Genomic DNA, 16778 nt, shown 5'->3' with positions numbered 1-16778 from the left:
TGTCTGCATGTTTTCAAGCATCAGGTGCCTAACGCGTCGCATCGTAGAATCCCTGGCCGAACGCCTCGATGAGATAGTCTTTCTGTGGCTTGACCATCTTCTCCACTTCGTCCTTCACCCATTGCGGTATCTCGACATCCTTGGTCTTGTGAACCTGCTCCGTCATGGCGTCGTAGGCGAAGCGCTCGGCGCCGATGAAGTCGTCGACGTCGCGCAACAGCCCCGCTGGATCGTGCTTGACTCTGCCGAACGGCAGGATCAGCAGCCGGTCGGGGCCGAAATATGACCGCCAGATCGGAATCGCGGTCATGTAAGTGCCCCGGATATTGCCCTTGAGCCTGTTGATGAAGAACTCCCAGTCCCGCTTGGTTTCCGGTGTCTTCCCCATCCGCCCGATGGCCATTCTGACCTGAGACAGGCTGCGCGACAGAGGCTCCCGGACGATCAACACGAACTTGGTTGCCGGCAGCATCTCGTTGATCTTCGGCAGGGCATCCGTGGCATGGTCGAGATAGGCGGGCGTGATCTCGCCGGCCACCTTGCCGGCAGCATCGGGATAGGCGAAGATCGATCTGTACCAGTCGTCTGACAACATGTGATCGCCGATAAGACTCCGGAGAAAGGCAGCCTTCTCCATATTGTCGCCCGCAGATCCCCTTTGCCGCTTGGAACGCTCGAGGCGCTCCGCGGCCTGCTCGAAATGCTTGTTGCGCTGGTGTTTCTGCTCCGGCGATGCGTCCAGTTTATCGAAGAAGTGTATTTCCTTGATCGGCGGCAGCCAGATGGACGGATTCTGGGCGAGCATTTGATGCAGCCATGTCGTGCCCGCCTTGTGCGTTCCGATGCCAATGAAACCCGGCAATGTCATATCGTCTTCCTCAATCCAAGCAACGCGCCCTGTCAGTGGCGCAGCTTATTCCTCACTTGTGTTCTCCAGACAAGGCATTAATCGCGATCCGCATCAGGTCGTCGAAACTGCCCCTGGCCGCCAGCGAGCCCTCGACATAGAGGTCTCTGTCGTCGGGAGGCCCTTCGAGAAAGAGCGCGTCGCGGCCGAACCATTGCCGCGCTGCCGCCCGGTTGGGTGCCTCGAAGCGATCGAGCACGCCTTGCCGTTCGGCTGCCGTATAGAGCGTCCTGGCTTTGCAATCCGCCGATTTTGCGACCTCCTGCAGGAAGCCGATGATCGCCACGCGCTCCGGATTGGGAATGTCGTACATTCCGGCGCGGCGCACATATTCCAGCGTCTCGGTGGGCAGGCTGTCGTTCTGCGCCGAGGCATCGAATGTCAGAGCCTTGGCGTCGATCCCGACCTCGGCCAGGAAGTCGCCGATCGCGTCCTCGACCTGACCTTTCTCGATGATCCGCACCGTCACCTTCTCGCGGCCGAGCGCCTTTTCCCAGAGGCCCAGCATGCGCTCGAAATCGAGCCAATAGAACTCGTCGAGGCAACCGAGAAACTCCCTTGGCGTCATCACGGAATGCTTGCGCGAGAACGGCCACTTGATGTGCTGGTTATACCAGCTCATCAGCCAGTGGTCCTGCCGCCGGAGATAGACGATCGCATCGATGTCGTAGATGTCCTTCAACGGAGTAAGCCAATCGAGATTCTGGTGGATGCAGAAATCCTCGCCCGATAGGATGATGTGCCCCGCATCCGAAAAGGGCTCCAGCTTCTTGACCAGATCCTTGCCCGTCATTTTGCCGCGATGAAGGCCCCACGCGATATCCTGATGATTGGTGCCCTTGAACGGATAGCACTTGCCGAGTTTTGAAAGCCGGTCGCGATTGCCTGCCAGGCCGCGCTGCAATCCGGTCGTTCCCGTGCGGTGAATGCCGATATGTAGCGTCAGCCTGGTGCCGGTCTTCGCGCGCTTGGTCTTCCAGAACATCGTACCGTTCCGTTCTAGAGCCAGTTGGCGCGGCACATCAGGCCGAGCCGGATCAGTTGCTCGGTCGATTCATAGCGGATGCTGACGCCTTCTTCGTAGAGATTCTCGCGATTCTCCTTGGCGTAGCGCTCATATTCGGTGCCGCCGTAATAATGTTCCTTGCGCTGCATCTCCTCGGCCGCCTTGTCCTTCAGGCTGGCGAAGAACTTGAAATGGAACAGCGCGCCGGTCGGCGTCGGGTTGAACCGGTCCTGCACCCGCATCAACCTCATCGGCTTGATGTCGTGCATGGAACTCACATAGCGGAAATTCCACTGCCACCAGACGACGGGGATCTTGTTGAGCGCCGGTGATTTCAGCGGATCGTGGCGGTTGTGCACCCGCATGCGCGGACCGCCACGGGTGAATGTCGGCATGGCATGCGTCGAGACCTGTATATAGCCGTCCTTGTCGAAGAAGGGCGCCACGTCGAACGGATTGTCGCCCTCGCGGTAGATGGTCTCGGCAAGCGGCTTGTCGCTATAGGCATCCAGCATCACGACATGGAAGGCCTCGCGCTTTTCCATCTTCATATATTCCCCGAGTTCCCTGAGGTTGCGTGTCTCCATGCAGGGATAGACGAGGAACTCGTCGGGATCGACGGTGACGCAGAGATGGCCGGTGCCGTATTTCCTCAGCAGGAAATTGCACCATTCCATGCCGAAATTCGCCGCCTTGTAGCCCGCCTTGGTGTGCCACACGGAAATATCGGGCTGCTGCCGCGCCCAATCCATGAAACCGTCATTGGAATTGTTGTCGACGATGAGGAAGTGGTTGACGCCGAGCTTGCGGTAGTAATCGACGAAATAGGGCAGCCGGAACAGTTCGTTGCGCAGGCACATGAAGAGCAGCACGTCGCTCTTCTTGATGGCCTTGGTGTTGTCGACCTTCAGCTTGAGCTGCTTGCCGAAGCGTCGCATCCTGAAATGATGCGACACCTGGTTCACGACCATGGAGTAAACCTGGTTCAATTGCCCGCACCTCTCGACTCCTCGGTCAGATCGGCGTTTCCGATGTGGCGCGCATTCGACTGCAGTTCCAGCCCCAAGGTGAAGAGTTCCGGGAGCGCCACCGGGAAGTTCAGCTTCAGGAGCCGCCAGTGGGCATGCAATGCGCTGAGCATCGAGACCGACGTCTTCCAGTCGTCCGGAAGGTCGCCAATCAGTTCATCGATATCGGCCGCGTTGATAGCCTGCTCCATCTTGTCGAGGTTTTCCGTCACCGGCGTCACGGCCTCGCCATGCCGGAACTTGAGCGCCGCCTGCCAGTCGTTGACCGAGGTCTCGGCGGTCATGTTGGCGGTCTTGAGATATGTCTCGGTGCGGAGCCGGTAGTCGGCGGGGATCTTTGCGTCCATCGCCCTCTGCATCGAGCGGAAGCTGTCGATGGGCGACGCGGTCCTCGCAGCCTTCAACCCGCCGCCGACGCAGAGCGTCCAGTAGAGCTGGCGCATCACGTCGTTGTCGTGTTCGGGCATGACAGGCAGCACCACCGCGTTGCGGCTCAGCATCAGCGCCATCTCGCCCTGTGGGCTGTCGCCGGGCGCGAGTTCGATCACCGCCATATCGTCGACCCGCGACAGGATGCGGCCGAAATAGGCCGGCAGATCGAAGTCGCGGATCAGGTTGTCGTCGCTGTGCAGCCCGCGGAAGCTCGTCACGCCGGGGCCAAAATCCAGCCGGTCCGGATGCAGCACGCGTCCGAGCACCGTCAGCCCGGGCACGTTACGCAGTGCATCGGCGGCCCGGCGCGTCAGTTGCGGCGGGCCGTAGAGCACGGTGAAGCTCTGCGGGCAATTCTCCAGCACGTCCGACCACAGCCCCAGATTACGATGCTGGAACAGCGCCGGCGTCAGCGGCGAGGCTTTGGGAAGTGCCGCGATCATCTCCTTGTAGGGGAATTTGAACCGCGTCGAGAAATCGATCTTCAGCGGCTTCTCCGGCGCCGGCCGCTTCGCGGTCTCGATCAGGTGCGCCCGAAGCTTTTTCGCCGACGAACTCACCTTGCGGGCGAAGAAGAAAGGCAGGTCCCTGATCAGGCCCATATGGTCGTCCATCAGGACGATCGGCTTGCCCCAGTCGTTGAAGTGGAAGAAAGTCAGGTTCCGCCGCGCCAGATTGTCGTTATGGGTGAACTTGAACGCCATGGTCTGGAAGAACATCTCATCCGGAATCCAGGTCGTCGAGAAGAAAAAATACACCATCGGATGCTTCTGGATATAATCCAGTATCTTCTCGCACAGCTTCCAGCTCAGGCACCACCATTGCGACCCGAAGCGCGGCTCGAGTGCGCGGGGAAAACGGCGCTTCGGCCAGAATATGCGCTGCAGCTGGAAATGCCAGTTGAACAGCTTTTGATGGGTCTGGTGGTTGAAGAAATGCCAGTATTGATAGCGTTCCTTGCGCAACCCGCCGATCATCCAGTTCGAATCGTAGGCCTCGATGAATTCCGTCTGCGGATGCGAATCGAGGAACTGCGAGAACTCCGCAAGCGGCCGGATCGGCATGCAGGCGCCCGATATCAGCATCACCCGGTCGCAATCGATCTTCTCGCGGCGAACCACCTTGAGCGCGCGGATAACCGAATCGACCAGGCTGAAATTGCCCCAGCCGCACTTGATCCGTTCCTTGACCAGATGGATGCGCGACGAGCTTGCCGTCCGCTCCTTGAGGCGCTCGAACTGCTTGGCGGGCGAATTGAGGTCGTAATGGATCACCGCATTCGCATGCGGATCCCATTCGGTGAGCAGGCTTGCCAGGTCGGCGACGTGGTCGGCATTCTCATGTGCCAGTATGATGAACGTGATTTTCGCCATTAAGGAAAAGCAGGTCTCCGCTACCGATATCGCTGATTGTCTTGGGCTGAAGCGTTTATCCATGGACGCGCTCAAAAGCAATATGGCGCTCGGTTTTCTACTTTCCCAACCCTCGTGGCCGAGAGCCTTTCCTATCCCACGACCACCAGCTATAGATCGCCGAACCATAAGCCACCCGGAATATCCTGCCGCATGAAGATTCTCGTCCATCTGGGCGTTCACAAGACCGCCACGACCTTTATCCAGAGCCAACTCGCCAACAACCGGGCGGAGCTTTCGGGCAAGGGCTATGGCGTGGCCGGCATATGGGTCGTGCGCAAGCGCTTCACCAACCTGTTCGACAGGCTGAGCTATTTCGATCCGGTCTGGCGCTTCCTCACCCGGCCTATTCTCAGGCGCCGTCTGGAACGCATCATCGGCAAGAACAAAACGGGCGAGACCTTTCTCCTCTCGGACGAAAACCTGCTCGGCCTGATCTCCGCCAACTACTGGCGCGGCGCGCTCTACCCCTGGGCCGGCATGCGGGTGAAGATCCTGAAAAGCCTGTTCGGCGCCCGCGACGCGCACTACTTCCTCTGCATCCGCCGCTATCCGGATTACCTCACTTCGTCCTGGCTGCAGATGGCCTCGAAAGGCAAGGCGCCGCCCTTCGAGAAATACCTGGAGAAATTCCCGCCGGAGGGCAGGGGGTGGGCCGACATCGTCGGTGATATCACTAATGTCTGCGGCCCCAAGAATCTCACCGTCTGGACCTATGACTGGTTCTCCGAGGACCCGGCGCGGGTCTTCCGGCTTCTCGCCCCCGGCACCGATTTCACCGTGCCCGACAGGGAACTCAAGCGCGAAATCCTGCCGTCGCTGACGATCAAGGGCCTCAATGTCATCAATCAGCTCGAGGACCATCTGTCGCGGCCCGAGCTCAAGCGGCTGAGCGCCGTTATCCGCACCTTCGAGTTCGACGAGCCCAATCCCCGGCTCGAAATCGGCGACCCGGCGCTCATTTCGGCCTATGAGCAGAAGTATCGCGAGGACATCGAGAAGATCCGGGCGCTGGGCGTGGATTTTCACGGCTGACATCCGCGCTCGAACCAGCGCAACGATGTGAGGCACTGGCGGCATGAGACCTCCATGCCTACATCATATGAAGATGCAAAGGAGAGCCGCAATGTACAAGAAGATCATTGTTCCCGTTGAAATGGGCCAGCTCGAAAAAGGCGAGAAGATCCTCGCCAAGGCCAGGACACTTCTGGATGGCGGCGGCGAAATCGTGCTGATGAACGTTGCCGAGAGCGTGCCCTCCTACGTCGCCGTGGAAATGCCCGTCGACTTCATCAACCAGTCGGTCAAGGACGCCGAAGCCAAGCTCATGGAATTGAATGCGAAGCACGGCGGTCATGCCAGGATCAAGGTCGTGATCGGCCCGCCTGCCCGTGAAATCCTCAATGTCGCGGAGGAAGAGCATGCCGACCTCATCATCATCGGTTCGCACCGGCCGGATTTCTACAATTACCTGATCGGCGCCACCGCCGACCGGGTGGTCAGGCACGCCAAATGCTCGGTTCTGGTCGATCGCTGATCGCCGAGGCCTGTCACATTGGTAACCGCTTTGAGAGACTATTCGTCCTATTGTCTTGATTGGATCATGATCCCATGTTGTCATGATCGGGTATGAAGGACGATACGATGACGTCATTCGAGACCATGTTCCGCCGCTACGATGTCAGTGAAATTATCGCTGACGGCATCGTTCACGGTGTCGGCGTGGTCGCGGCGCTCATTGCCGTAACGGCCCTGATCTTCTACACCACGGTCTGGGGCACGTCGGGCGCGCTGGTCGCCTCGTGGATCTACGGAATCGGGCTGGTCGCCTCGCTCGGTATTTCCTTCGCCTACAACATCTGGCCGCACTCGCCGGTAAAATGGTTCCTGCGCCGCCTCGATCACTCGGCGATCTTCATCCTGATCGCCGCGACCTACACGCCCTTCCTCGTCGCCGCATGGCCCGATCCGCTCGTCATCGCCAACCTCATCGGCCTCTGGTGCGTCGCAGCCTTCGGCATCGCGCTCAAATGCATCTGGCCGGGCCGCTTCGACAAATTGACCATCCTGCTCTACCTCGCCATGGGCTGGAGCGGCGTCGTGATATTCTCGCACCTCTATGATGTGCTCTCGCTGGCGACCCTCGTCCTCATCCTGACCGGCGGCATCATCTACACCGTAGGGGTCATCTTCCACGTATGGGAAAAGCTCCGCTTCCAGAACGCCATCTGGCACGGCTTCGTGGTCACCGCCGCCGGCGTGCATTACGCCGCCGTGCTGACCTGCGTGGTGTGGTTTCCGGTGTGACCCCCTCATCGCCTCGCATGCGCTCGGCACTTCTCACCGAGGGGAGAAGAGGGAGCGAGTAGTGGTCTCCGCGTTCCAAATGCGATTTGCCCTGCTGTTGACGGGGCGGGTTTTTGCTCACCCAGGGGTAGCGTAGCCGATTTTCAATCCGTAATAGTCTCCTGACGTTTATTTGCCTGGGGACGGCTTCATTGCAATTCTGGACGACAGCCATGTTGTTCGCGCCGCTGCTCGGCGCCGCACTCTCGCCGCTGCTCGTGCGCGCGATGGGCCATAACGCCGCCTGGATTCTTGCGCTCTTCCTCTTCGTCCCTTTCCTCGTCTTCGCCGGCCATCTCGACACCGTCGCGACCGGCAACGCCATCACCGGCGGTTTCGCCTGGGCTCCCACATTCGGCGCCGATTTCATCTGGAAACTCGACGGCCTGTCGCTGACATTCGCGATGCTGATCTCCGGCATCGGCACGCTCATCGTGCTTTACTCCGGCGCCTATCTCAAAGGCCATCCGGGACAGGGGCGGTTCGTCGCGTTTATCCTGATGTTCTCGTTTTCCATGCTGGGCGTGGTCGTCTCCGACAACCTGCTGATGCTGTTCATCTATTGGGAGCTGACCTCGATCACCTCCTTCCTGCTGATCGGCTTCGACCACGAGCGCGAAGCGGCCCGGCGCGGCGCCTATCAGGCGCTGCTGGTCACCGGCGGCGGCGGGCTCTGCCTGCTGGCGGGCCTGCTGATGCTTGGCCAGATGACCGGCGCGAACAGTGTCAGCGGCCTGATCGCCGGCGGCGCCGCGATCCGCGAGCACTATCTGGTCGAGGCAGCACTGGTTCTGGTGCTGCTCGGCGCCTTTACCAAGTCGGCGCAGTTCCCATTCCACTTCTGGCTGCCCAATGCCATGGAAGCGCCGACGCCTGTGTCGGCCTTCCTGCACTCCGCGACCATGGTGAAGGCCGGCGTCTATCTCCTGATGCGGCTCTACCCGGTCTTCGGCGAGATGGACCTCTGGCAGACCGCACTGCCCCTGTTCGGCGGCGTGACCCTGCTGGTCGGCGGCTTTCTCGCGCTCCGGCAGACCGACCTCAAGCTGATGCTCGCCTACACGACCGTCGCCTCGCTCGGCCTGCTTGTGATGCTCACCGGCATCGGCCACGAAAAGGCCATCGAGGCGGCGGTGCTCTATCTCTTCGCGCACGCCTTGTTCAAGGGCGCGCTGTTCATGATCGCAGGCGTCATCGATCACGAAGCGGGCAGCCGCGACATCACCAAGCTCGGCGGCCTTGGCCGCGCCATGCCGATCACCTTTGCCGCAGCCCTCATCGCCGCCTGCTCGATGGGCGGCATTCCCTTCTTCGCCGGCTTCATGGCCAAGGAGGAGATTTATGCGGCGCTCGCGACGGGCAACCTCGCGATGATTGCCGCGATCACAGGCAATGCCATGATGTTCGCCATCGGCTTCGCCATCGCGCTGAAGGTCTTTATGGGTGCAGCGGTGGAGACGCCGAAACACGCCCATGACGGCCCCGTCCTGCTGATGGCCGGCCCGGTCCTACTTGCGATCATGGGCCTCGTCGTGGCGCTCGTACCCACGGAGCTTCACCAATTCATTTCCTCCCCCATGGCCACCGCCGTGCTTGGCGCCCCCACGCATGTGGAGATCACCGCGATCCCCCACATCAGCCTGCCGTTCCTGCTCTCGATCCTCACCATCGTGCTCGGCGCGGTCATCCTCCTGTTCCTCGATCGTGTCCGCACTGCCGCCGCCCGCCTGCTCGAGATCATCGGCTGGGGTCCGGATCGCGGCTTCGACCAGATCGTCTCCGGCACCGTGCGCGGCGCCTGGCATCTCACGCGCTTCCTCCAGCCCGGCCGGCTGGAAATCTATCTCACAGTCGTCTTCATCGTCATAGCGCTCAGCCTGCTCTGGCCGCTTTTCGCGTTTGGCGAATTGCCCGCCTGGCCAAGCTGGCCGGCGCTGCAGATCCACGAAGCGGCGTTCATGCTGATCGCGGTGATCGGCCTCGTCGCAGTGCTCATCGCCCGCAGCCGGATCACCGCCATCGTGGCGCTCGGCATCCAGGGTTTTGCCATTGCCGTGCTCTACCTGCTGTTCGGCGCGCCGGACCTCTCCTTCACCCAGTTCATGGTCGAGACGCTGTCGGTGGTCATTCTGGCGCTGATCATGACGCGGCTCAGGCTCGATGTCACCGACCGGAGGCCGCCCAGCCACGTCCTGTTTGATGGCACCATTGCTATCGCCTGCGGCGTGGGCTTCGCGCTCTTCCTGCTGCGTGCGGTCGAAATCCCGTTCAACACCGAGCTCACCGAGTTCTTCAGCCAGTATTCGAAGGTCGTCGCCCACGGCGCCAATGTCGTGAATGTCATCATCGTCGATTTCCGCGGCACGGATACATTAGGCGAAATCGCCGTCGTGACGATCACCTGCCTCGCCATCCTGGCGCTGATCCGGCTGAGGGCCGCGCCGGTGACGAAGACCTTCAACGATCCCGACCTCGAGGAAAGGGAGCGCATATGAACTCCCTGATCCTGCGCACGCTTGCGCCCGTCATCACCCTGCTGATGATCGTCTTTTCGGTCTTCGTCACGCTGCGAGGCCACAATTCCCCCGGCGGCGGCTTCATCGGCGGCCTGCTTGCGGCCTCGGGCGTCGCGCTTTACGCGCTGGCCTTCGGCGTGGAGGCCGCGCGCCGCTTGCTTCGCCTGCATCCGCTCACGATCGCGGCGGCTGGGCTCATTCTTTCCGCGCTCTCCGGCATGGTCTCGGCGATTTACGGCGTGCCCTACATGACCGGCCTGTGGTTCGACATCGGCATACCGGTTTCGACCGTCATGAGCTTCGATATCGGCGTCTATCTCGTCGTCGTCGGCGCCTTTTCGTCGATCCTGCTGACGCTCGAGGAGAAGGAGGACGAATGATCGAGACCCCGCTCATCCTGCTCGACGGCCTGTTCTTCGCAGCGAGCATCTATCTCATGCTGTCGCGTCACATCATCCGCATCCTCATCGGCGTGGCGCTGCTCGGCAATGCGGTCAACCTGCTGCTGTTCGTGGCCGGCCGGGTGACGCGCGAGGTCCCGCCGGTCATATCGGGCGACATCCTGCCCGCGACAGCCGCCAACCCCCTGCCGCAGGCCCTGATCCTGACGGCGATCGTCATCTCGTTCTCCTTCTTCGCCTTCCTCATGGTGCTCGGCTACCGCGCCTGGCAGACGCTGAAGACCGACGATACGACGGGCATGAGATTCGCTGAGCCTGCGGACGAATTGCCGCCTCCGGAGGGGTATTGATGGGCATCGTGCGTGGCTCACCCCCCTCTGTCGCTTCGCGACATCTCCCCCTCAAGGGGGGAGATCGGCGACTCGCGGAACTCGCCTCTACCCAGGCATGGCTTCGACGTGAGGCGGCGAGGGCGCCACATCCAATCTCCCCCCTTATGGGGGAGATGTCCGGCAGGACAGAGGGGGGTGAATTCACAACCAGGGTGCTCGCCAATGGCTAGCACCCCCATCGACCTCGCGCGCGTCTTCGTCGCCGACCCAGCCCCCGAAACCTGGCTGGTCATCCTGCCCGTCGTGCTCTGCATCACCATGGGCGCCGCACTCGCCGCCATCCGCAGGCGCATCCATCTCCACGCGCCGCTGGTGATCGCCACGCTGGCGCTGCTCGCGATCATCGATGCCGCATTGCTCTATCGCGTTTCGACGGATGGCCCGATGACCATGGTCATGGGCCGCTGGCTGCCGCCGTTCGGCATCGCATTCACTGTTGACGTGCTCGGTGCGCTTCTCGCACTCACCGCCGCTTTGGTCGCCTTGGCGGGCGCCGTTTTTGCGCTCTCCGACATCGACACCAACCGCAGGCGCTACGGCTTCTATCCGTTCCTGCTGTTCCTGATGGCGGGCGTTTCGGGCGCCTTTCTCACCGGCGATGTCTTCAACCTCTATGTCTGGTTCGAAGTCCTGCTGATCTCGAGCTTCGGCCTCATCGTGCTCGGCGGCGAGCGCGAGCAGATCGACGGCGCGATGAAATACGGACTGCTCAACCTCGTCGCGACGACCCTGTTCCTGATCGCGGTCGGCTATCTCTATGCGATCTTTGGCACGCTCAACATGGCTGATATCGCCTCGAAAGTCGCCCGCCAGTCGTCCGCACTGCCGCTGATGACGCTTGCCCTGCTCTTCCTCGCCGCCTTCGGCATGAAGGCCGCGGCCTTCCCGGTGAATTTCTGGCTGCCCGCCTCCTACCACACGCCGCGCATCACGGTGTCAGCGCTGTTTGCCGGCCTGCTCACCAAAGTTGGCGTCTATGCCATGTTCCGCGTACTGGTCATGCTGATGCCCGGTGCGCTCGAAACACTGGCGCCGCTGGTCGGCGTCGTCGCGATCCTCACCATGCTGGCCGGTTCCGTGGGCGCGATCGCCCAGAGTGACCTGCGCCGCGCGCTCGGCTATTGGGTGATCGCGGGCATCGGCGTCATGTTGTCGGGCCTCGCCATCGGCGGCATCCAGGCGCTGGCCGCTTCGGTCTTCTACATGCTGCATTCCATGGTGGTGATGACGGCGCTCTATTTCCTCGCCGGCCTGATGGCGATCCGATCAGGAGGCTTCGATCTCAAAGGCGCGGGCGGGCTGTGGAAATCATCGCCGCTGCTCTCGGCCGTCGGCCTCTGCCTCATTCTGTCGGTGGCCGGCCTGCCGCCGTTCTCCGGCTTCTGGCCCAAGGCCATGTTGGTCTCCGCAGCACTCGACAAATCGCATTGGTGGCTCGCCGCCGCCATCCTGCTTTCCGGCTTCCTGATCACATTCGCCGGCGGCCGCATTTTCCTGTTCGCCTTCTGGCGCGCCGCATCCGTGGAGATCAAGCCGGCACGCCTGCCCGTCATGTCGGTCGCCGCGCTCGCGGTGCTGACGACAGCCAGTGTCGCCGCCGGCCTCTGGCCCGAACCGCTGGCGGTGCTCGCCAAATCCGCGGCTCACGGCCTCCATGACCCCGAGACCTATATCCGCAGCGTCTTCACGGAGCCCCGGCCATGATGCGCGCGTTCCGGATATTGAAGCTTTTCCTTGTTTTCCTCAGGGAGTTCGCGCTCTCGGTCTTCCGTGTGGCAAGGCTGGTGCTCTCGCCACGCATGCGGTTCACGCCATGCGCCTTCCGCTTCCCACTGACGCTGACCAGCGATTTCCAGATCACGCTGCTCGCCAATCTCATCACGCTCACCCCTGGCACCTTGACGGTCGACGTGACGGACGACCGGGCCGCGCTCATCGTCCACGCCATCGATTGCCCCGACCCCGACGCCGCGCGCCGGGAGATCGCCCAAGGCTTCGAGCGGCTGATCCGGGAGGCCTTCGCATGATCCTCACCACCGCAATCCACATCGCGCTCGCGATCCTCATGCTGGCACTGATCCTGACGGCGATCCGGGTGATCATCGGGCCGACGCTTGCCGACCGCGTGCTGGCGCTCGACCAGCTCGTCGCCATCGCCATCGGCTTTATCGCGGTGATCGCGGTCAAGACCAGCTTCGAGCTCTATATCGATATCGCGCTGGCGCTCGGCCTTGTCGGCTTCCTGACGACCGCGGCCTTCGCGCGCTACATCTACGTCAAGGCCGGCCGGGAGGATGAGACATGATGGCTTCGTTCTTCGAAATCGTCATCGCTGTACTGCTGCTCGGGGGGGCGTTGCTGGCGCTCGTTGCCGCGCTCGGTCTGTTCCGCCTGCCTGATCTGTTCACCCGCATGCATGCATCCTCGAAGGCCGGCACCGCCGGCTCCGGACTTTTGTTGCTCGGCGTTGCCATGCAGTCCGGAGAAATCGATGTCTGGATCAAATGCCTCCTGACAACAGGCTTCTTCGTCCTGACCGCCCCGGTCGCGGCCCATCTGCTCGCCAAGGCGGCGGTACGGGCAGGCGCGAAATTGCCAAGCAACGACGGCGGGAATCCGAACTGACGAACGTCAAGTTTCTTTTAGTTGCTTATACTTACGTGTGAGCGGCGGGTACGGTGAGTAACCTGGACTACATAAGCCCATTATGTGTATATCCGCATTGCCGATAGAGTTGGTAAGCCGGCTCGGACAAGAGAATATGCCCAAATTATGGTCAATTGGCTCAGTATTGGTTGTGTTCACTGGTCTGATGCCTGCTTAAGCAAAATTAACTCTTTGTTGATCGACGAAAATAATTGTTTACAATCCGTGAAAAAGTGCTACTCCCGAACAAGTAGAGCCTGAATGTTGATTCAGATTTGAGCTGTATACCCACTGATCCGGACGCTGGTTCCGGGAAATATGAAGTTTCCCGTCAAATCTGTTGGTGAATGTGGATTTGGTTCAAGTCGATCGGGATTCAGGCATGCCGGGGAAGTTTGCTGCGAGGCTAGGGGTAGTTCGCAGCAAAGTCCAGTTTCCTGCGTGGCATGTCGCTCTACTATTGGTCGCTGTTGGCAGTGATGCCGGCAGCAGGGCAGTGGATCACTCAGGAGAATCAAGAAATGAACGAACTCGCTACCGTGGGCAACAAGGAGCTCCTTGTCGAACTGACGGCTGAAATCGTGGCTGCCTATGTCGGCAACCACGTCGTCCCGTCAGGCGATCTCGGCGCCCTTATATCGGACGTGCATGCCGCACTGTCCAGCACAACGGGCCAGGAAGCCGTGGCACCTGCCGTGGAAAAGCCGAAGCCGCCGGTGCCGGTCAAGAAATCGATTCACAACGACTACCTGATTTGCCTCGAAGACGGCATGAAGTTCAAGTCGCTGAAGCGCCATCTCATGACCCATTACGGCATGACTCCCGAAGAATATCGCGAAAAGTGGGATCTCCCATCCGACTATCCGATGGTCGCCCCCGCCTATGCCGAGGCGCGTTCGCGCCTCGCCAAGGAAATGGGCCTCGGCCAGGGCCGCAAGAAGCGCGCCTGACCGACATCACCGAATTTCGACAAGAAGCGGCCCATTGCGGCCGCTTTTTTATTCACTTGATTGTAGGAAAATTATCCTTCAAAATTAGGAGCTTTCGCGAAATCAACGACTGATTGCCGAATTCCGCTTCACCTCTCAAAATTTCTATGTCATATATGAAAATATTCCTATTTCAGTTGAGGAGTATTTCAATGACGCATCCATTCATTTCACACACGTTTGAAGCCGATCCCTTCGCCGGACTCAATCTCGATATTCCCGATGCCATCAAGGAGCGCCTCAGGCGACGCATAACGCCCGCGCCCTGGGGTCTCACCGTGCCGCGCGACCTGCAATTCGTTTCGCGCACCGGTGATGCGCGGCTGATCCGCAAGGTTTCGCTGCCAAACCGGCGGCGGTCCGTGGGATTGCGGAACGTCTGCCACGCCGTGCGCCAGGTGGCGAGCGAGATGATCTCGCTCGGCAGCCCGCGCACCGGGTTTGCCCGCGACGAGCGCTTCGCCGGCAGCCATGTCCAGCAGATCGCCATGTATGTCTGCCATGTCGCGCTGAGATTGACCTTCACCGACATCGCCCAGGGTTTCGGGCGTGATCGCACCACGGTTGCCCATTCCTGTGCCCGCGTCGAGGACCGGCGCGACGAGCATGCGTTCGACGACCTTGTCGGCGCGGTCGAGCGCGTGGTCGACACGGTCTTCGCGGCCGGGGAGCGAGCCCATGGCTGAGCGTGGCAAAAGCAAGCAGCAGGCCCGCGAGATCGCCCGGCTCCTGCGCTTTCTCGGCAATCACGGCTGCCTCATGGAGGATCAGGCCGGCGAACATCTCCTGTTGCGGCCGGGCGGTGCCGGGCAGCCGGCGCGGCGCGAGACGGTGGAACGCGCCTCACGGGCGGGCCTGGTGCTTATCCGCGAGGGCCGGATCTTCGCTACCCGCGAGGCGCGCAACTGGCTGCGCCGTCACATGGCGGCCCGCGAGGAGGCCTTTCTCGACCAGCACAGGGTGATCGAGATCGCCGAGGCGACGATCGAGGGGGAGCGCTCGCATGTCAGGGTCAACGCGGCCGAATCGCCGCTCGCTCTCCTGTCACGGCTCAAGGACAAGGCGGGCAATGCCTGGTTCCCGCCGGATGCCATGCTGGCCGGCGAAAGGCTGGCGCGCGATTTCCACTTCGCAGCCCTTCAACCCAAGCTGACCCAGAGCTACGAGCCAAGGCCGGGTGCCAGCGGCCGGCCGGGACCGGGCGCCGGCACTGAGCTCAAGGACAACGTCGTGGCCGCCCGCACCCGCGTCGCCCGCGCCGTCGATGCCATGGGTCCGGATCTCTCTGGCGTCGTGCTCGATGTCTGCTGCTTTGAAAAAGGCCTGGAAGTGGTCGAGCGCGAGCGCCAATGGCCGGCAAGATCGGCCAAGCTGATGCTCAAGACGGCGCTGATGCAGCTTCATCGCCACTATAATCCCCCGTCGCCGCAGGCCGCGCGCCGCAGCCACGCGTGGGGCGCGGAGGGGTATCGGCCGGGGATCGGGTGATATAGCTTTGACATTATATAGAGTCGGGATTATATTTTGCCTATGGCTTGGACGGTGCTGATCGATGAGGCGTTTGCCGACGAACTTGCGGATTTGGATTCCGAGGTCAGCTTCCAATTGGCTGCGATGTCGGTTTTGCTTGCCGAGTTTGGCCCGCGTCTGGGCCGGCCTCGCGCGGATACGCTAAAGGGCTCGAAGCATTCCAATATGAAGGAACTGCGCTTTGAAGCCGCAGACGGTGTCTGGCGTGTTGCCTTCGCTTTCGACCCTATTCGATCAGCGGTTCTGCTCGTAGCCGGCGATAAATCCGGAGTTTCGGAGAAACGGTTCTATAAAAAGCTTATCGAAACGGCGGACAATAGATTTGACGCGCATCTCCGCGCTCTGAAAAGAGGAAAGTGACATGGCCGTACTTGCTAGCGATGTCTTCGACAAACTCCTGACACCAGAACAGCGAAAGGCTGCTGACAAACGCGGTGAAGAGCTGATCGCGGAATACCGGACTTTGCAGCAGCTTCGGAAGGCTCGCGACTTGACACAGGCGCAGCTTGCTGAACTCTGGGGGAAGGATCAGGTATCAATCTCACAGCTTGAGAAACGTGCCGACATGCTGCTTTCGACCTTGCGCAGCTATGTCGAGGCGATGGGCGGTGAACTTGATCTTGTGGTTCGGTTCGAGGGCGGTCCGCCCGTTACCTTGTCAGGCCTATCGACCGGCGATCTGCGCGAGAAATCGGCCCGGTAACTCGGACCTCAGTCCAGCGAATATGCCTGCCTACGCCGCCTGCAGCCGGCTCGCCGCTTCGGCCTGGATGCGGTTGACCATCGAGCGCAAGCCATTGGCGCGCTGGGCCGAGAGGTGCTCGATCATGCCGATGCCTCTGAACGTCTCGAGCGCATCGAGCCGGGCGATCTCGGAGGCCCGCTTGCCCGAATAGATTGCCAGCACGATCGCCACCAGCCCGCGGACGATATGGGCGTCGCTGTCGCCGCGGAGCGTCAGCGCCGGGTCCGGCCCGTCGCCGGGTTCGGTCACCAGCCATACCTGGCTGGCGCAGCCGCGCACCTTGTTTTCAGCGGTCTTGTCGGCATCGGGCAGGTCGGGCAGCGCCTTGCCGAGCTCGATCACGTAGCGGTAGCGGTCGTCCCACTCCTCGAGATATTCGAAGTCTGCGAGTATGTCTGCGATTGCGGCCATGGTTCTTCCTTTGCCGC

General features: G+C 61.3%; 20 protein-coding genes. 15 read left to right on the top strand and 5 right to left on the bottom strand.

Annotated elements, in window-relative coordinates:
* Nucleotides 1-28: 28 nt before the first annotated feature.
* The 4 genes from ACSQ26_RS15045 to ACSQ26_RS15030 are packed head-to-tail and all read right to left on the bottom strand — an operon-like array spanning nucleotide 29 to nucleotide 4746.
* Complete coding sequence (locus ACSQ26_RS15045) at nucleotides 29-868, bottom strand: sulfotransferase (RefSeq protein WP_436010118.1); 840 nt, start codon at nucleotides 866-868, stop codon at nucleotides 29-31.
* A 52-nt stretch (nucleotides 869-920) separates the two neighbouring features.
* Nucleotides 921-1892: a hypothetical protein gene (locus tag ACSQ26_RS15040; RefSeq protein WP_436010116.1), complete on the bottom strand. Its 972-nt coding sequence runs from the start codon at nucleotides 1890-1892 to the stop codon at nucleotides 921-923.
* Nucleotides 1893-1906: 14 nt separating this feature from the next.
* Complete coding sequence (locus tag ACSQ26_RS15035) at nucleotides 1907-2902, bottom strand: glycosyltransferase family 2 protein (RefSeq protein ID WP_436010114.1); 996 nt, start codon at nucleotides 2900-2902, stop codon at nucleotides 1907-1909.
* Complete coding sequence (locus tag ACSQ26_RS15030; protein WP_436010112.1) at nucleotides 2899-4746, bottom strand: beta-1,6-N-acetylglucosaminyltransferase; 1848 nt, start codon at nucleotides 4744-4746, stop codon at nucleotides 2899-2901. Before ACSQ26_RS15030 ends, ACSQ26_RS15035 begins: the two co-directional genes overlap by 4 nt.
* A 192-nt stretch (nucleotides 4747-4938) precedes the next feature.
* Between ACSQ26_RS15030 and ACSQ26_RS15025 the strand changes: the two genes are divergently transcribed.
* The 15 genes from ACSQ26_RS15025 to ACSQ26_RS14955 all read left to right on the top strand — a co-directional run bounded on the left by ACSQ26_RS15025 (nucleotide 4939) and on the right by ACSQ26_RS14955 (nucleotide 16308).
* On the top strand, nucleotides 4939-5820 hold the full coding sequence (locus ACSQ26_RS15025) for a hypothetical protein (protein WP_436010110.1): 882 nt from the start codon (nucleotides 4939-4941) through the stop codon (nucleotides 5818-5820).
* A gap of 91 nt (nucleotides 5821-5911) precedes the next feature.
* Nucleotides 5912-6322, top strand: coding sequence for a universal stress protein (locus tag ACSQ26_RS15020; protein ID WP_436010108.1), 411 nt, complete (start codon nucleotides 5912-5914; stop codon nucleotides 6320-6322).
* A 107-nt stretch (nucleotides 6323-6429) separates the two neighbouring features.
* Nucleotides 6430-7092: a PAQR family membrane homeostasis protein TrhA gene (gene trhA, locus ACSQ26_RS15015; RefSeq protein ID WP_436010106.1), complete on the top strand. Its 663-nt coding sequence runs from the start codon at nucleotides 6430-6432 to the stop codon at nucleotides 7090-7092.
* A gap of 212 nt (nucleotides 7093-7304) precedes the next feature.
* Nucleotides 7305-9626: a putative monovalent cation/H+ antiporter subunit A gene (locus ACSQ26_RS15010; protein WP_436010104.1), complete on the top strand. Its 2322-nt coding sequence runs from the start codon at nucleotides 7305-7307 to the stop codon at nucleotides 9624-9626.
* Nucleotides 9623-10027: a Na+/H+ antiporter subunit B gene (locus ACSQ26_RS15005; protein WP_436010102.1), complete on the top strand. Its 405-nt coding sequence runs from the start codon at nucleotides 9623-9625 to the stop codon at nucleotides 10025-10027. The genes ACSQ26_RS15010 and ACSQ26_RS15005 overlap by 4 nt, the downstream gene beginning before the upstream one ends.
* Complete coding sequence (locus ACSQ26_RS15000) at nucleotides 10024-10398, top strand: Na+/H+ antiporter subunit C (RefSeq protein WP_436010100.1); 375 nt, start codon at nucleotides 10024-10026, stop codon at nucleotides 10396-10398. The genes ACSQ26_RS15005 and ACSQ26_RS15000 overlap by 4 nt, the downstream gene beginning before the upstream one ends.
* Nucleotides 10399-10602: 204 nt before the next feature.
* The gene (locus tag ACSQ26_RS14995) at nucleotides 10603-12144 is read left to right on the top strand and encodes a Na+/H+ antiporter subunit D (protein WP_436010098.1); all 1542 of its coding nucleotides are present in this window, start codon (nucleotides 10603-10605) and stop codon (nucleotides 12142-12144) included.
* Nucleotides 12141-12467 carry a Na+/H+ antiporter subunit E gene (locus ACSQ26_RS14990; RefSeq protein ID WP_436010096.1) on the top strand — a complete coding sequence of 109 codons (327 nt, stop codon included), beginning with the start codon at nucleotides 12141-12143 and terminating at the stop codon, nucleotides 12465-12467. The genes ACSQ26_RS14995 and ACSQ26_RS14990 overlap by 4 nt, the downstream gene beginning before the upstream one ends.
* Nucleotides 12464-12745: a cation:proton antiporter gene (locus ACSQ26_RS14985; protein WP_436010094.1), complete on the top strand. Its 282-nt coding sequence runs from the start codon at nucleotides 12464-12466 to the stop codon at nucleotides 12743-12745. The genes ACSQ26_RS14990 and ACSQ26_RS14985 overlap by 4 nt, the downstream gene beginning before the upstream one ends.
* Nucleotides 12742-13065: a monovalent cation/H(+) antiporter subunit G gene (gene mnhG, locus ACSQ26_RS14980; protein WP_436010092.1), complete on the top strand. Its 324-nt coding sequence runs from the start codon at nucleotides 12742-12744 to the stop codon at nucleotides 13063-13065. Before ACSQ26_RS14985 ends, mnhG begins: the two co-directional genes overlap by 4 nt.
* A gap of 542 nt (nucleotides 13066-13607) precedes the next feature.
* Nucleotides 13608-14036, top strand: coding sequence for a MucR family transcriptional regulator (locus ACSQ26_RS14975; RefSeq protein ID WP_436010090.1), 429 nt, complete (start codon nucleotides 13608-13610; stop codon nucleotides 14034-14036).
* A gap of 191 nt (nucleotides 14037-14227) precedes the next feature.
* Nucleotides 14228-14761, top strand: coding sequence for a helix-turn-helix domain-containing protein (locus tag ACSQ26_RS14970; RefSeq protein ID WP_436010088.1), 534 nt, complete (start codon nucleotides 14228-14230; stop codon nucleotides 14759-14761).
* A complete protein-coding gene (locus tag ACSQ26_RS14965; protein ID WP_436010086.1) occupies nucleotides 14754-15563 on the top strand; it encodes a DUF6456 domain-containing protein in 810 nt (269 codons plus the stop codon). The genes ACSQ26_RS14970 and ACSQ26_RS14965 overlap by 8 nt, the downstream gene beginning before the upstream one ends.
* A gap of 42 nt (nucleotides 15564-15605) precedes the next feature.
* Nucleotides 15606-15965 carry a type II toxin-antitoxin system RelE/ParE family toxin gene (locus ACSQ26_RS14960; RefSeq protein WP_436010084.1) on the top strand — a complete coding sequence of 120 codons (360 nt, stop codon included), beginning with the start codon at nucleotides 15606-15608 and terminating at the stop codon, nucleotides 15963-15965.
* A gap of 1 nt (nucleotide 15966) precedes the next feature.
* Nucleotides 15967-16308, top strand: coding sequence for an XRE family transcriptional regulator (locus tag ACSQ26_RS14955; RefSeq protein ID WP_436010082.1), 342 nt, complete (start codon nucleotides 15967-15969; stop codon nucleotides 16306-16308).
* 30 nt (nucleotides 16309-16338) lie between these two features.
* Here the strand turns inward: ACSQ26_RS14955 and ACSQ26_RS14950 are convergent, their stop codons facing one another.
* Complete coding sequence (locus ACSQ26_RS14950; protein WP_436010080.1) at nucleotides 16339-16761, bottom strand: SufE family protein; 423 nt, start codon at nucleotides 16759-16761, stop codon at nucleotides 16339-16341.
* Nucleotides 16762-16778: the final 17 nt, after the last annotated feature.

The sequence above is a fragment of the Rhizobium sp. LjRoot254 genome (assembly GCF_964254105.1).
GTDB lineage: Bacteria > Pseudomonadota > Alphaproteobacteria > Rhizobiales > Rhizobiaceae > Rhizobium_E.
The sequence above is the reverse complement of the archived record's forward strand: the minus strand, read 5'-3'. Positions and strand labels throughout refer to the sequence as shown.